The sequence below is a fragment of the Streptomyces sp. ACA25 genome, from assembly GCF_028200735.1.
GTDB lineage: Bacteria > Actinomycetota > Actinomycetes > Streptomycetales > Streptomycetaceae > Streptomyces.
Genome location: NZ_JAQKPV010000002.1, coordinates 195,886 through 211,006, shown reverse-complemented (window position 1 = coordinate 211,006; position 15,121 = coordinate 195,886). Strand labels below are relative to the sequence as shown.

General features: G+C 74.1%; 12 protein-coding genes. 10 read left to right on the top strand and 2 right to left on the bottom strand.

Going from position 1 to position 15,121, the window contains the following annotated elements:
* Positions 1–24: 24 nt before the first annotated feature.
* From PJ985_RS04655 to nudC, 5 genes are all read left to right on the top strand, one after another.
* A complete protein-coding gene (locus PJ985_RS04655) occupies positions 25–342 on the top strand; it encodes an MGMT family protein (protein ID WP_333909828.1) in 318 nt (105 codons plus the stop codon).
* A gap of 214 nt (positions 343–556) precedes the next feature.
* On the top strand, positions 557–3,871 hold the full coding sequence (locus tag PJ985_RS04650) for an ATP-dependent helicase (RefSeq protein ID WP_443033408.1): 3,315 nt from the start codon (positions 557–559) through the stop codon (positions 3,869–3,871).
* Between the two features lie 99 nt (positions 3,872–3,970).
* Positions 3,971–4,684 (top strand): hypothetical protein, encoded by a 714-nt coding sequence (locus PJ985_RS04645; protein ID WP_271682232.1) that lies wholly within the window; start codon positions 3,971–3,973, stop codon positions 4,682–4,684.
* A 129-nt stretch (positions 4,685–4,813) separates the two neighbouring features.
* Positions 4,814–8,173 carry an ATP-dependent DNA helicase gene (locus tag PJ985_RS04640; protein WP_271682231.1) on the top strand — a complete coding sequence of 1,120 codons (3,360 nt, stop codon included), beginning with the start codon at positions 4,814–4,816 and terminating at the stop codon, positions 8,171–8,173.
* Between the two features lie 29 nt (positions 8,174–8,202).
* Complete coding sequence (nudC, locus tag PJ985_RS04635) at positions 8,203–9,135, top strand: NAD(+) diphosphatase (RefSeq protein WP_271682230.1); 933 nt, start codon at positions 8,203–8,205, stop codon at positions 9,133–9,135.
* A 58-nt stretch (positions 9,136–9,193) separates the two neighbouring features.
* On the opposite strand, the gene PJ985_RS04630 is transcribed toward nudC, so the two are convergent.
* On the bottom strand, positions 9,194–9,439 hold the full coding sequence (locus PJ985_RS04630) for a mycoredoxin (RefSeq protein WP_271682229.1): 246 nt from the start codon (positions 9,437–9,439) through the stop codon (positions 9,194–9,196).
* 291 nt (positions 9,440–9,730) lie between these two features.
* Here PJ985_RS04630 and PJ985_RS04625 point away from each other — a divergent pair, with 291 nt between their 5' ends.
* The 4 genes from PJ985_RS04625 (at position 9,731) to PJ985_RS04610 (ending at position 13,198) form a co-directional block, all read left to right on the top strand.
* Positions 9,731–11,896 carry an ATP-dependent DNA helicase UvrD2 gene (locus tag PJ985_RS04625; protein WP_271682524.1) on the top strand — a complete coding sequence of 722 codons (2,166 nt, stop codon included), beginning with the start codon at positions 9,731–9,733 and terminating at the stop codon, positions 11,894–11,896.
* Positions 11,897–12,040: 144 nt separating this feature from the next.
* A complete protein-coding gene (locus PJ985_RS04620; RefSeq protein ID WP_271682228.1) occupies positions 12,041–12,325 on the top strand; it encodes a hypothetical protein in 285 nt (94 codons plus the stop codon).
* Positions 12,326–12,456: 131 nt separating this feature from the next.
* A complete protein-coding gene (locus PJ985_RS04615) occupies positions 12,457–12,813 on the top strand; it encodes a WhiB family transcriptional regulator (RefSeq protein WP_271682227.1) in 357 nt (118 codons plus the stop codon).
* A 58-nt stretch (positions 12,814–12,871) separates the two neighbouring features.
* Positions 12,872–13,198, top strand: coding sequence for a hypothetical protein (locus PJ985_RS04610; RefSeq protein WP_443033405.1), 327 nt, complete (start codon positions 12,872–12,874; stop codon positions 13,196–13,198).
* Here PJ985_RS04610 and PJ985_RS04605 read toward each other — a convergent pair.
* Positions 13,188–14,309 (bottom strand): ThiF family adenylyltransferase, encoded by a 1,122-nt coding sequence (locus PJ985_RS04605; protein WP_271682225.1) that lies wholly within the window; start codon positions 14,307–14,309, stop codon positions 13,188–13,190. The two genes, PJ985_RS04610 and PJ985_RS04605, sit on opposite strands and share 11 nt — an antisense overlap.
* Positions 14,310–14,501: 192 nt before the next feature.
* Here PJ985_RS04605 and PJ985_RS04600 point away from each other — a divergent pair, with 192 nt between their 5' ends.
* The gene (locus PJ985_RS04600; protein WP_271682224.1) at positions 14,502–15,113 is read left to right on the top strand and encodes a M48 metallopeptidase family protein; all 612 of its coding nucleotides are present in this window, start codon (positions 14,502–14,504) and stop codon (positions 15,111–15,113) included.
* Positions 15,114–15,121: the final 8 nt, after the last annotated feature.

Here is a 15,121-nt window from a genome sequence, read left to right as displayed (position 1 = left end):
CCCGAATACGGCACCATGGCCCGCATGGCCGGACCGACGCGTGTGAGCGACTACACCGACCGGGTGCTCTCCGCCGCCGAGCGGATACCGCCGGGGCGGGTGCTGACCTACGGGGACATCGCCGCCGGGCTCGCGGAGGGCGGGCCGCGGCAGGTGGGCGGGGTGCTGTCCCGGTACGGCGGCGCGGTCCCGTGGTGGCGCGTGGTACGGGCGGACGGCCGGCTGCTCCCCGGCCACGAGCAGCGCGCCCTGGCGCACTACCGAGCGGAGGGCACGCCGTTGCGGGACGGCGATCCGCCGCGGCTCGACATGCGGCGCGCCCGGTGGGACGGCACCCCGTGAACCCGCCGCCCGGGCCGGGCCGGCGGGCTGCGAGGGGAACATGCGTGCACAGCTCACACCTCCCAGCTTCCGTCATCCGGCAGCGCCGCGGGGAAGTCGCCGCCCCGACGGAGAGCCGGACCCGGGGCCGCGGCCCCGCCGCCGACTGGCGTACCGTCGGCACGATCGCTCTTCTCCCTGTTGCCGTGGAGGGGAGCTCCCGCGAGAACCTGCGATGCACGTGAGCCTCTCCGATCCGTTCCCCGAACCCTTCACCGATCAGCCCCCCGGGGGCCCGGGCGGACCCGGGTCCGCCGACCCCGGCACATACCGGCTGGTACGGACGCCGTCGGCGCCCGCGGGGTTCCCTGTCGTGGACGCAAGTCAGCGGGCCGTGGTTGAGCACCCCGGCGGGCCGCTGCTGGTGCTGGCCGGCCCCGGCACCGGCAAGACGACCACCCTGACGGAGTCCGTGGCCGAGCGGGTGCGGCGCGGTACCGACCCCGAACGCATCCTGGTGCTGACCTTCAGCCGGAAGGCAGCCGCCGAGCTGCGCGACCGGATGACGGCCCGCCTCGCGGGCCGGTCCCCCCAGGCCACCACCTTCCACTCCTTCGCCTACGGTCTGGTCCGTGCCCACCAGGACCGCGAGCTGTTCGCCGAGCCGCTGCGGCTGCTCTCCGGCCCGGAACAGGACCTGTACCTGCGCGAGTTGCTCGCGGGGCAAGTGGACCTGGAACGCACCGGGCGCGGCATCCGCTGGCCCGCGGAGCTGCGGGAGTGCCTGACCACCCGCGGGTTCGCCGACGAGCTGCGGGCCGTGCTCGCCCGGAGCCGGGAGCTCGGCCTCGGACCCCACACCCTCGCGGCGTTCGCCCGGCGCACCGGCCGCCCCGACTGGGAGGCGGCGGCCCGCTTCCTCGCCGAGTACCTGGACGTCATCGAGTCCCAGGGGGTGCTGGACTACGCCGAGCTGGTGCACCGGGCCGTGACGGTCGCCGAGCGCGAGGAGAACACCCGGCGGGTGCGCGGGGCCTACGACGCGGTGTTCGTCGACGAGTACCAGGACACCGACCCCTCCCAGGTCCGGCTGCTGCGGGCGTTCACGGACGGCGGCCGGGACCTGATGGTCTTCGGGGACCCCGACCAGTCGATCTACGCTTTCCGGGGCGCGGACGTGAACGGCATCCTCGACTTCCCGGGCACCTTCCGCACCACCGCCGGGCAGCCCGCCCCCGTATCGGTGCTGCGGGCCGGCCGCCGCAGCGGAGCACGGCTGCTCGCCGCCACCAGGCAGCTCACCCGGCGGATGCCGCTCGCCCGGCTGCCCGCAGGCAAGGTGCGCGAGCACCGTGAACTGTCCGCCTCCCGGGCCGGCGGCAGGGTGCAGGTCTTCACCTACCCCACCCCGGGTGCCGAGCTCGCCAACATCGCCGACCTGCTGCGCCGCGCCCACTTGGAGGAGGGCCTGCCCTGGCGGGAGATGGCGGTCCTGGTGCGGGCCGGCAGCCGGTCCATCCCGGGCGTGCGCCGGGCACTGACCTCGGCCGGCGTCCCCCTGGAGGTCGACGGTGACGATCTCCCGCTGCGGCACGAACCGGCGGTCTCCCCCCTGCTGACGGCGCTGCGTGCGGTGGCCGCACCACAGGCGCTCGACACCGCGACCGCTCTGACGCTCCTGACCTCTCCGCTCGGCGGCATGGACGCCGCCGAGCTGCGCCGGCTCGGCCGGGCACTGCGCCAGGAGGAGCGGGAGGCGGGCACCGCGGTCCCCGCGCCCTCCGACGAGCTCCTCGCCCGCGCCCTCGCCGAGCCGGAGCGGCTCGTCGCCCACGACCCCGCCTGTGCCGCGGCCGCCCAGCGGCTCGGTCTGCTGCTCCGCAAGGCGCGGGAGCGGCTGACCGGAGGCGGCAGCGCGGAGGAGGCGCTGTGGGACCTGTGGGACGGCACGGCCTGGCCGCAGCGGCTGGAACGGGCGGCCCGGCGGGGTGGTGCCGGCGGCCGCAACGCCGACCGGGACCTGGACGCCGTGTGCGCGCTGTTCGACGCCGCCGCCCGTGCCGAGGAGCGCACCGGGGGCCGCGGTGCCCTCAACTTCCTGGCGGAGCTCGATGCCCACGACATCGCGGCCGACACCCGAGCCCCGGGCGCGGTGCGGCCGGAGGCCGTGCGGCTGCTGACCGCGCACCGGGCCAAGGGGCTGGAGTGGTCCCTGGTGGTGGTCGCCGGAGTACAGGAAGGTCTCTGGCCCGACTTGCGACGCCGCGGCTCGCTGCTGGAGGCCGACCGGATCGGCCGGCAGGGCCTGGCGGAGCCGCTGAGCCCGGCCGCGCTGCTCTCCGAGGAACGCCGGCTGTTCTACGTGGCCGCCACCCGGGCCCGGGACCGGCTGGTGGTGACCGCGGTGCGCGGCGCGGACGACGGCGACCAGCCGTCCCGGTTCCTCACCGAGCTGGGGGTGGAGCCGGAGAACGTGAGCAGCCGGCCGCGGCGGCCGCTGTCCGTTGCCGCGCTCGTCGCCGAACTGCGCGCCACCACAGTGGACCCCGCCGCCTCCCCCGCGCTGCGGAAGGCCGCCGCGGAACGGCTCGCCCGCCTCGCGGTACTGCGGGACGACGAGGGGCACGCCCTGGTGCCCGCCGCCCACCCGCAGCGCTGGTGGGGGCTGCGCGAGCAGACCGTCAACGACGTTCCGGTGCGTGACCCGGAGCGGCCCGTCGCCCTGTCCGGCAGCGCCCTGGGGCAGCTGCTGAACACCTGCTCGCTGCAGTGGTTCCTGGACCGCGAGGTGCACGCCGCCTCACCGGCCACTGCCGCCCAGGGCTTCGGGAACGTGCTGCACGTGCTGGCCGACGAGGTGGCGTCCGGCAGTACCCCGGCGGACCTGGCGGTGCTCATGGAACGGCTGGAGACCGTCTGGGACTCCCTCGCCTTCGACGCCCCCTGGCAGTCCAGGAAAGAGAAGGAGGAGGCGCGGGCCGCACTGGAACGCTTCCTGAACTGGCATGTCCAGCAGCGCGACACCGGGCGGACACCCGTCGCCACCGAGGAGCCGTTCGACGTCACCCTGCGGGCCGGGGAGCACGAGGTCCGGATCCGCGGGGTGCTGGACCGCGTGGAGCGGGACACCGAGGGCCGCGCTTACGTCGTGGACTTCAAGACCGGTGCCCGGGCGCTGAGCCCCGCCGAGACCGCGTCCGACCCCCAGCTGGCGGTCTATCAGCTGGCGCTGCGGCACAACGGTGCCACCGAGGACAGCGCCGCGCGGCTCGGCGGTGCCGAGCTCGTGTACCTGCGCCAGGCCGCCTCCCGCAAGGAAGGCGGCGAACTCCGCCCGGCGGTCCGCCGACAGCCGCCGCTGTCCGGTGACCCCGGCACGGACCCGTCCCCCGCCGGGGCCGCCGGGGGATGGGTCGGGGAGCTGCTGGCCGAGGCAGCCGGGCGGGTGCTGGACGAACGCTTCACCCCGGCCCCCGGCCGGCACTGCGGCAACTGCAGTTTCCACAGCGCGTGCAGCGCCCGGCCCGAGGGCCGTCACGTGGTGGACTGACGCCGCGCCGGCCCCGGAGACGAGCCCGGGCGCAGCCCGGTTCGCCACCGTCCCGCGGCCTGTGGTCCGATGGCGGTCCACAGACTTGAGGAGCAACCAGTGACGACGAAGCAGAGCATCCTGGCCGCGGCGGCGGTGACCGCCCTGGCGCTGGGCACCGCGGGATGCGGCAGCGACGGTGGTGAGTTGGACGGCCTCAGCGCAACCGAGGTCGCCGAGCGGACGGTGGAAGCGATGAACGAGGTCGAGTCCCTCTCCGTGGACGGTACCTTCGAGACCCCCGACGGCGAGATGCAGCTCCAGGCATCGATCTCCCGTGCGGGCCAGTGCACCGGCACCATGACGATGACCGAGCAGGGGGAGACCGAGTTCCGCTCCGTCGACGGGACCATGTACATCAAGGCCGCTGACGAGTTCTGGGACATGACCGGCACCGACGGCACCGAGCTGAACGAGAAGATAGCGGGCCGCTGGCTCGCCTTCCCCGACGGCCAGGGCGGATCCCCGGTGGGCTCTGCCTGTGACATGGACCAGATGGTCGCCGAGCTGGAGTCCGAGGACCTCGGCGAGGACCTGGAGCGGATCGACGGTGAGGACGTCGACGGCACGCCCACGGTCGGCCTGCAGAAGCAGGAGGGGGAAGAGGTCCGCACCACCTACATCGCCGACTCCGGTGAGGCCTACATCATGAAGATGACGGTCGAGGGCACCGAGGACGAGGGCAGCGTGACCTACTCCGACTACAACCAGAAGGTGGAGGTGGACGTTCCCGACGAGAGCGACACCGTCTCCCTCGAAGAGGTCTTCAGCTGACCGCACCGGCACCGGACGGGAGCGGCCCTGCGGCGGCCCCGCGAGCACCGGCCGCCGCGGAGACGGCACCGCGCTCTCCCGTACCGTGACGGCGCCGGGCCCGGTGGCGAGGCACTAGCCTCTTGTCCCGTGCCCGCCAGACTCAGGGACCCCGGGGAGCTCGCGCAGCTCCTCGGGATTCCCTTCACCCCGGAACAGACCGCCTGCATCACCGCGCCGCCCGCCCCGCAGGTCATCGTGGCAGGTGCGGGCTCCGGCAAGACCACGGTGATGGCGGCCCGCGTCGTCTGGCTCGTCGGCACCGGGCAGGTCGCCCCCGAGCAGGTCCTCGGCCTGACCTTCACCAACAAGGCCGCCGGAGAGCTCGCCGAACGCGTGCACCGGGCGCTGCACCGGGCCGGGGTGCTCGTCCCCGCAGAACTCTCCGGCCCGTCCGGCTCCACCGGCCCGGCCGAGCCGCCGGACGGCATCGCGGGCGAGCCCGAGATCTCCACCTACCACGCTTTCGCCGGCCGGCTGCTCAAGGAGCACGGGCTGCGGCTGGGCCTCGAGCCCGCCTCCCGGCTGCTTGCCGACGCCTCCCGGTTCCAGCTGGCCGCCGAGGTGCTGCGCGCCGCTCCGGCCGAGTTCGAGGCACCCACCGCCGCCTCCACCTCCACCCCCCGGCGGCTCGGCTCCCTGATCGAGGACCTCATCGCCCTCGACGGCGAGCTGTCGGAACACCTGGTCTCCCCGGAGCGGCTGCGTGCCGCCGACCGGGCGCTGCTCGACGAGCTGGCCGGGGTGCGGCTCACCAACGCCGACCTGCGCCGGATACCGGAAGCGGCCCGGGGCCGGCAGCAGCTGCTGACCGTCGTGGAGGAGTACCGCAGGCGCAAGCGGGAGCGGGATCTCATCGACTTCGGCGACCAGATCGCCCTGTCCGCGGTCCTCGCCCGCGACGTTCCCGAAGTGGGCCGGGTGCTGCGCGAACGGTACGCCGTGGTGCTGCTCGACGAGTACCAGGACACCTCCGTCGCCCAGCGGATCCTGCTCTCCGGACTCTTCGGCGCCGGCACCGGTCACGCCGTCACCGCCGTCGGCGACCCCTGCCAGGCCATCTACGGATGGCGCGGCGCCTCGGTGGCCAACCTCGACGAGTTCCCGGACCACTTCCCGCACCGTGACGGCAGCCCCGCGCGCCGCTTCGCCCTGCACGAGAACCGACGCAGCGGCGGCCGGCTGCTCACCCTGGCCAACGCGCTCGCCGCCCCGCTGCGCGCCCGCCACCCCGGAGTCGACGCGCTGCGGGCAGCCCCCGGCGCCGAACACGAGGGCGGGGTGCGCTGCGCCCTGTTGTCCACCCAGGCCGAGGAGCTGGACTGGCTCGCCGACTCCCTCGCCCACCTGGTGCACACCGGCACGCCACCCGGAGAGATCGCCGTGCTGTGCCGCACCGCGGGTGACTTCGCCGAGATCCAGCGGGCGCTGGTCGACCGCGAGCTGCCGGTCGAGGTCGTCGGCCTCTCCGGCCTGCTGCACCTGCCCGAGATCGCGGACCTCCTCGCCGTCTGCCAGGTGCTCGCCGACCCGACGGCGAACGCCGCCCTGGTGCGGCTGCTCACCGGACCGCGCTGGCGCATCGGACCGCGCGACCTGGCGCTGCTCGGCCGCCGGGCCCGGCTGCTCGTGCGGCGGCCCGGCGGCCGGCCCGGCGAGGACGCGCTCACCGCTGCCGTGGAGGGCACCGACCCGGCCGAGCTCACCTCGCTCGCCGACGCACTCGACACCTTCGCGGGACGCTCCCCGCAGGAGCCGGAGGACGGGCTGCCGTTCTCCGCGGAAGCCAGAGTCCGGTTCGCGCACCTCGCCGCCGAGATCCGTGAGCTGCGGCGCTCGGTCGGTGACCCGCTGATGGACGTGCTGCACCGCGTGCTGGCGGTCACCGGACTCGAGGTCGAGCTCTCCGCGTCCCCGCAGGCCCTGGCCGCCCGCCGCCGGGAAACCCTGGACGCCTTCCTGGACGTCGCAGCCGGCTTCGCCTCCGGCCGGCAGAGCACCGCGCTGGACCGGGAGGCCACCCTGCCCGCCTTCCTCGCGTTCCTGCGGGCCGCCACGGAACACGACAGAGGGCTCGACAGCTCACTGCCCAGCGCCGAGAACACCCTCAAGGTGCTCACCGCGCACAAGGCGAAAGGCCTGGAGTGGGATGTGGTGGCCGTCCCCGGGCTGCACCGGAAGGGCTTCCCCAAGGAACGGGCACAGGACTCCTGGCTGCGGCACGCGCACACCCTCCCGCACCCGCTGCGCGGCGACGCGCCGACCCTGCCGGCCGTCGGGGAATGGACCGCCGCCGCCTACCGCGACTACCAGGCGGAGGTCCGCGAACACCGCGGGCTGGAGGAGCTGCGGCTCGGCTACGTCACCTTCACCCGCCCGCGGTCCCTGCTGCTCGGCTCGGCGCACCGCTGGAGCCCGGGCCTGCGCACGCCCCGGGAACCGTCGGAGTTCCTGCTGGCACTGCGCCGCCACTGCGAGGCCGGGCCGGGGCACGGCGAGGTCGATGCCTGGGCCGAGCCGCCCGAGGAAGGGGCGGAGAACCCCACACTGGACGCCGCGGCGGAGGAGCACGCGTGGCCGCTGCCACTGGACGCCGGGTCCGCCGGCCGTCGCCGCGTCGCCGCCGGAGAGGTACTGGCCCTGCTGCGCGGCGTGACCGGTGGGCCCGGCGGTCCGGAGGTCCCCGCGGACCCTGCCCACGTGGACGGCGGGCCCGGTGCGCCGGCCCCCGGGCCCGCCGCCGCCGGGGACGACGGGCTCACCCCGGAGGAGCAGCGGACCGCCGCCTCCTGGGACCGGGACCTGGAGTCGCTCTCCACCGAGCTGCGCCGGGCCCGGCAGGGGGTCCGTGAGGTGTCGCTGCCGTACTCCCTGACCACTTCCCAGCTGCAGCGGCTGGCCGAGGACCCGGAGGGGTTCGCCCGCGAACTGGCCCGTCCGATGCCCCGCCCGCCTCAGCCGGCCGCCCGGCGCGGCACGCGCTTCCACGCCTGGGTGGAGTCCCGCTTCGAAACCCTGGCGCTGCCGATGCTCGGCCCCGACGAACTGCCCGGCGGAGACCCCGACGAGGACACCGAGATCCGGGACGAGCGGGAACTGGCGGTGCTCAAGGAGGCTTTCGGACGCACGCCCTACGCCCACCGGACCCCGTACCGGATCGAGGCCCCGTTCCAGCTGAGCCTGGCGGGACGGGTGATCCGCGGCCGGATCGACGCCGTGTACCGGGACGGCGACGGATTCGAGATCATCGACTGGAAGACGGGGCGCGGCCAGGACGCCGATCCGCTGCAGCTGGCCGTCTACCGGCTGGCCTGGGCGGAGCGTCACGGTCTGCCGGTGGATCGGGTCGGCGCCGCCTTCCTCCACGTCCGCAGCGGTGCGCTGGTCCGGCCGGCCGGTCTTCCGGACCGGGCGGGGCTCGAGCGGCTGCTCATGGGACAGGACCGCTGAACCCGCGCTCTCCCGGATAGGCTCTGCCCATGCGTATCACACCGGACAACGCCGTCCAGTCGGTCACGCTCGCAGGTACCGGAGGCATCGACCGGGCCTCCGGTCATCGCCTGGATGAGGCTTGGCTCGCAGCCGCCTGGAGCCATCCGACCACCCGCGTGTTCGTGGTGTCCGGAGGCCAGGCTCTGGTGGAGGACGCCCCGGACGGGCGGACCGAGCTGGTGCTGATGCCGTCCTTCGACGCGCCGGTGACCGAGCAGCACCGGTACTTCCTGGGGACGGACGAGAGCGGCGTCCGGTACTTCGCCCTGCAGAAGGACAGCCTCCCGGGCCGGATGGACGCGGCGGCCCGCCCTGCCGGGCTCCGCGAGGCCGCCGGGCTGCTGAGCGAGCGGGACAGCGAGCTGCTGGTGCACGCTGTGGCCCTGGAGAACTGGCAGCGGATGCACCGGTTCTGCTCGCGGTGCGGGGAGCACACCGTGATCGCGGCGTCCGGGCACGTCCGCCGCTGCCCGGCCTGTGGCGCCGAGCACTATCCGCGCACCGACCCGGCGGTGATCATGCTGGTCACGGACGCCGAGGACCGGGCGCTGCTCGGCCGGCAGGTGCACTGGCCCGAGGGCCGCTTCTCCACCCTGGCGGGTTTCGTGGAGCCGGGGGAGTCCATCGAGCAGGCAGTGGTCCGGGAGGTCGCGGAGGAGGTCGGTGTCACGGTGGGCGAGGTCGAGTACATCGCCAGCCAGCCGTGGCCGTTCCCGTCGGCCCTGATGCTCGGTTTCGTGGCCCGTGCCGTCGGGGGCGAGGTGCGGGTCGACGGCGAGGAGATCGAGGAGGCGCGCTGGTTCTCCCGGGACGACCTGCGGAGCGCCATCGAATCGGGAGAGATACTGCCCCCGGCAGGCATCTCGATCGCGGCCCGCCTGGTCGAGCTCTGGTACGGGAAGCCACTGCCCCGGCCGTGAGCCCGAGCCCCGGCACGCGGGGTGCCGGGGCTCGGGCTCACGGGTCACCGGACAACCGTCACCCGGCGGCCATCTTCTGCTTCACCTGGGCCAGCGAGGGGTTGGTCAGGGTCGAGCCGTCCTCGAAGAGGAGGGTCGGCACCGTCTGATTACCGTCGTTCGCCCGCTCCACGAGTTCTGCTGCCGCCGGGTCGTGCTCGATGTTGACCTCGGTGTAGGCGATCCCCTCGCGTTCCATCTGGCCCTTCAGCCGACGGCAGTAGCCGCACCAGGTGGTGCTGTACATCGTCACGGTTCCCGGCATGGACTCCGCACTCCTTCGCTTCGGTTGCGCGTGATGGGTGATCCGGTCAGCTCGGGCGCCCCGCCCGGCCGGCGCCCGTGGCCCCGGTCCCGCTGAGCTGCCCAGCGGGGAACATCCACCGGCCCGTCGTCCATTCCCGGTATGAGGGAAGGACCGCGGCCTGTGGACAAGCAGCCGGTACCGCCGGGTGGACCTGGCAGCATGGGGTGGGTGACAGCAGCACAGGCCACTCCTTTCCCGCAGGTCCCGGCACCGTCGAACTTCCCCGTACCGCCGGCGGACGCCGACGCGGTGCTCGAAGGGCTCGACCCCGAGCAGCGCGAGGTGGCGACGGCGCTGCAGGGCCCGGTGTGCGTGCTGGCCGGGGCCGGCACCGGCAAGACCCGGGCGATCACCCATCGCATCGCCTACGGGGTGCGGGCCGGAGTGCTGCCGCCCGCCGCGGTGCTGGCCGTCACCTTCACCCACCGGGCCGCGGGGGAGATGCGCGGGCGGCTGCGGGAGCTCGGGGTGGCCGGAGTGCAGGCCCGGACGTTCCACTCCGCGGCGCTGCGTCAGCTGCAGTACTTCTGGCCGAAGGCGGTCGGCGGGGAGCTGCCGCGGCTGCTGGAACGCAAGGTCCAGTTGGTGGCCGAGGCGGCGGCGCGCCGGCGGGTACGGCTGGAGCGGGCGGAACTGCGGGATGTGACGGCGGAGATCGAGTGGGCCAAGGTCACTCAGACCACCCCCGAGGACTACCCGGCGGCGGTGACCGCCGCGGACCGTGAGGCGCCGCGCGATCCTGCGGAGACCGCCCGGATCTACGCGATGTACGAGCAGCTCAAACAGGAGCGCTCGGTGATCGATTTCGAGGACGTGCTGCTGCTCACCGTCGGCGTCCTGCAGGACCGTCCCGACATCGCCGAGGTGGTCCGGCGCCAGTACCAGCACTTCGTCGTCGACGAGTACCAGGACGTCAGCCCGCTCCAGCAGCGTCTGCTGCAGCTGTGGCTGGGGGACCGGAACAGTTTGTGCGTGGTCGGTGACGCCAGCCAGACGATCTACTCCTTCACCGGGGCGACCCCCGACCATCTGCTCACCTTCCGGTCCCGGCACCCGGACGCAACCGTGGTGCGGCTGGTCCGGGACTACCGCTCCACCCCTCAGGTGGTGCATCTGGCCAACGGGCTCCTCGGCCGGGCGCGCGGCCGGGCGGCCGAGCACCGCCTCGAGCTGGTCTCCCAGCGGTCCGCGGGCCCCGAGCCCTCCTGGAGCGAGTACCCGGACGAGCCCGCCGAGGCGGCGGCCACCGCCCGGCGGATCCAGGAGCTCATCAACGGCGGGGTGTCGGCCGGCGAGATCGCCGTGCTCTTCCGGATCAACGCCCAGTCCGAGATCTACGAGCAGGCCCTGGCGGATGCCGGTGTCCCCTATCAGCTGAAGGGCGCCGAGCGCTTCTTCGAGCGACCGGAGGTGCGCCAGGCCGGGCTTGCCCTGCGGGGAGCGGCGCGGGCCGGCTCCAACGACAGTGCGCTGGCCGACGCCGTGGGCCTCGCCGAGCAGGTCGGCGCCGTGCTGGGCAGCACCGGGTGGACCCCTGAGCCCCCCGCCGGGTCCGGCGCCGTGCGGGACCGCTGGGAGTCGCTGCGCTCGCTGGTCCGGCTGGCCGAGGACTTCGGCGCCGCGCGGCCAGGGGCTTCGCTGGCCGACTTCGTCAGGGAGCTCGAGGAACGGGCGGCCGCGCAGCACGCGCCGGCCGTCGAGGGAGTCACCCTGGCCTCCTTGCACGCGGCCAAGGGCCTGGAGTGGGACGCCGTCTTCCTGGTCGGGCTCACCGACGGCATGCTGCCCCTCACCTACGCCCGGACGCCTGAGCAGATCGAGGAGGAGCGGCGCCTGCTGTACGTCGGCATCACCCGGGCCCGGCTGCATCTCGCTCTGTCCTGGTCCCTGGCCCGCTCGCCGGGGGGCCGCGCCAACCGGCAACCCAGCCGCTTCCTGGACGGTCTGCGTCCCGGGACGGCCGGCGCCGGGCGTTCCACGGGCGGTGGCGGGGGCATCGAGCGGGGTGCCGCCGCCCCGCGGCGGCGCACACCGCGCGGCCCGGTGCGGTGCCGGGTGTGCGGGCGCACGCTGACCGACGCACCCGAGCTCAAGCTGCGCCGCTGTGTGGACTGCCCCGCGCAGCGCGACGAGGCGCTGTTCGAGCGTCTCCATGAGTGGCGCCGGGGCCGGGCCGCGGAGCTCGGCCGTCCGGCGTTCGCCGTGTTCACCGATGTCACGCTGACCGCGATCGCCGAGGCGGTGCCGGCCACCGAGTCCGAATTGTCCTCGGTTTCCGGTGTGGGAGCCCGGAAACTCCGGCAGTTCGGCACCGAGGTGCTGGCGCTCTGCGCAGGGGAGGAACCGCTCGCCGAAGCGGAGGACCCCCTTCCGGAAACTCTCCCGGAAACCGGCACACTCTCTTCGGAAAAATAGTTTGCGCTCGCCCGAGCGATCCGCATAGCGTGTTCACACGGCCAAGGAGGAGCCTGCCGCTCCCCCCTGAGCCGTGCTGTACTGAACGACCCGGCCGGCGCACACCGGCCCTGAGACTCCCGACGCAGAGAGGAGGCGATCCCCATGACCATGAAGACGATCACCAAACTGGTCGGCCGCGAGGCCGTCGCCTCCTGCCCGCTCGAGTCCGGCCTGCCCGGCACCGGTGCGGCAGTGCGTCCGGCGGCTTCCCGTATCCGGGAGCGCAGCAGCGCGCGACCGATCCAGGCGCCTGAGGTAGCAGCGGCGGCAGTCGACTGCAGCGATGCAGCCCATGGTGCCGGCAATCAGCTTTTTGGACACCAGAAGACGCAGCTTTGCACGATGTGGGCCCTCCGCGGGCTCGATCCCTGGAGTGACCCCACCTGATCGGCGAGATCAGGTCGGCACCTTTCCAGGGCCGCGGAACCCACACCGGGATCCGCGGCCCTTCTGTTTGCCCCGGCGCCCGGCTACCAGCCGGAACAGACCGACAACCGACGAGACGAGGACACACCACCGTGCGACTCGCAACCACCGCCCCGTCATCGCCCGACCTGGACTCACCACCTGATCCGGAGAATTCTGTGTTCCCGCAGTTCACCCTCAACGAGCTCGACGAGGCCATCGAGCAACTCGACACCGACGTGCCCTGCCGCACCTACGACCCGGAGGTCTTCTTCGCCGAGTCACCCTCGGATGTCGAGTACGCGAAGTCCCTGTGCCGGGCCTGCCCGCTGCGCGACGCCTGCCTCTCGGGCGCCAAGGACCGCCGTGAGCCCTGGGGAGTCTGGGGCGGCGAGCTGTTCGTGCAGGGCGTCGTCGTCCCGCGCAAGCGGCCCCGAGGCCGGCCCCGCAAGAACCCGGTCCTCTCATGAGCACCGCAGTGGTGTCCGGAGCCTCCCTCTCGCGGAACGGCAGCGAGGCGGACCGGACATGAGGACAGGAACGATCGGACAGCCGACAGCTCACGGCCCCGGACAGGCAGCGGACATGAACAACGACCACACACCCCACAGCACCGAACCGCCTGCGGGCGACGCCCGTCAGACCCGGAACAGGACCCGCCACATGCAACTCATCTCGGAAGCCATGGCCCGCTCGCAGATCCACGAACGCATCCGCGAGGCGGAATCCCAACGGCTGGCCCAACGGTTGGCCACCGCGGGGCGCCTGGAGCGCCGCTCCCGTCGGCTGCACCGGCGGGCCGAGGCTGCCTCCCAGCGCGCCCGGCGTGCCCTGGCGAGGGCCGTCATGCAGTAACCGCGGTACGGGAGCGGCCCTGCTGACCGCCCCCGGGAGCCGGGCCGGCCGGGGAAACCCCGGACGTCCCGGCTCCCGCCGCACCGCACGCGCACTCCGGGTGCGGATCCACGGGGATCCGGCTCACGGACAGCTCCGGGAGCACCACCTCCGTCCGGATCCCGGGCGGAGACCCCGGCGTCCCGTCGAGATGGCTCAGCGCGAGTGAAGCCGTGAACCCGGCCACGAGCGCAGCCAGGGCGGCGTCGCAGGCGGGCACCCCGCCCCGTCTGGCGTTCCGCCACTGACCCACCAACAGCGGCCAGCCCGGCTCCCGCTGGGTCCGCCCGCGCAGCAGGCACTCCGCGCAGCCGGTCACCCCCGGCAGCACCAACGGTCCGGCGAAGCCGGTCCCCTCCACCACGCCCGCGTACAGATGCGGCGTGCCGGACTCCAGCACCGGGCGGACGGCCGCGGGATCGGGCGCGTAGGCCGCGAGCCCGTCCCGGGGGGCGACCACGACCAGCCGGGCCCCCTCCTGCCGGTCCGCGCGCGGTGCCCGGGACCAGGGAACCGCGGCGTGCACGGCGGCGCGGGCCGCCGCGTCGCGCCGCCGTCCCGCCTGTTCCGCGCGCACCCCGCCGGGGGAGACGTCACCCGGGGCGACCTCCCCGCCGTCGACGACCTCCACCCGGCCGACCCCGGCCTGAGCCAGGGTCACCGCGGTGGCTGCCCCGACCCGGCCCGCCCCCCGGATCTGCACCCAGGCGTGACGGCGGGCCAGGAGCGTGCGCAGGCCGGCGCCCGGGTCGGGATGGAGCAGCGACAACGAGGCGAGATCCGGCCGCAGCGCTTCCGTCACCTGAGCCGCCCCGCTGCGGTCGGCCGTGGCGTCGTCCAGCACACCCACCTGCGCGAGCTGCCGGGCCAGCCGGTCCGCCGCTCCGCGGCCGAGCCCCAGCGCCGCGGCCGCGTCCCGCAGGGCCGGAAGGCCCCGGGTGCCGTCGAGGAGGCTGAGGAAGCTCTCCGTCGCACTGTCCAACGGGCCGAACAGCACGGAGTGCGCCGGGGTCACGCCGTAGCGCACGGTCTGCCGGTCCCGCCAGCCGCGGCGCAGCGAAGGTTTGATCATCGGATGCACAACGGCCCCTCACGCTCGTGGAGTGCGACAGGGGCCCAGCATGCGGCCGTCGGGCCGTCCACGGTGCCGGGTTGTCCACAGGCCGTGGCGGTTGTCGCACAAGCTGGACGCGCGTTGACCGCCGGCCGGACCGGTTGCGAAGGGAGCAGGACATTTCCGGCTGTCAGCGGGTAACGTCATCGTGTGCCCGCCGATCCGCTGAACCGCACCGGTCCGCCGCCGCGCCCGACCGCGGCGGGTCCTGCCCGGGTGGACGGGAGGCCGGCCGGGCCGGTGGAAGTGCGGCGCAGTTCGCGCCGCCGCCGCACCGTCTCGGCCTATCGCGAGGGCGATCGCACCGTGGTGCTCATCCCCGCGCGGATGACCGCGGAAGAGGAGCGGCGCTGGGTGTCCGTCATGCTCGACAAGCTGGCGGCCCAGGAGCACCGGCGCATCCTGGACGGCGATGATCTGCAGGCCCGGGCCTCCGAGCTCTCCGAGCGCTATCTCGGCGGGCGCGCCCGTCCGCGCAGCGTGCGCTGGGTCACGAACCAGAACGCCCGCTGGGGCTCCTGCACTCCCGCGCTCGGCAGCATCCGGCTCTCCCACCGGCTGCAGGGGATGCCGGAGTACGTGCTCGACTACGTCCTCCTGCACGAGCTCGCCCACCTGCTCGTGCCCGGGCACGGGCCCGGTTTCTGGCGGCTTCTCGACTCCTACCCGCGCACCGAACGGGCCCGCGGTTACCTGGAGGGAGTGGTCGCGGCCGAGCGGTTGCCGCACGCCTTGCCCCCCTGCCGGCCGCCCGGGGGGTGACGGCGGTA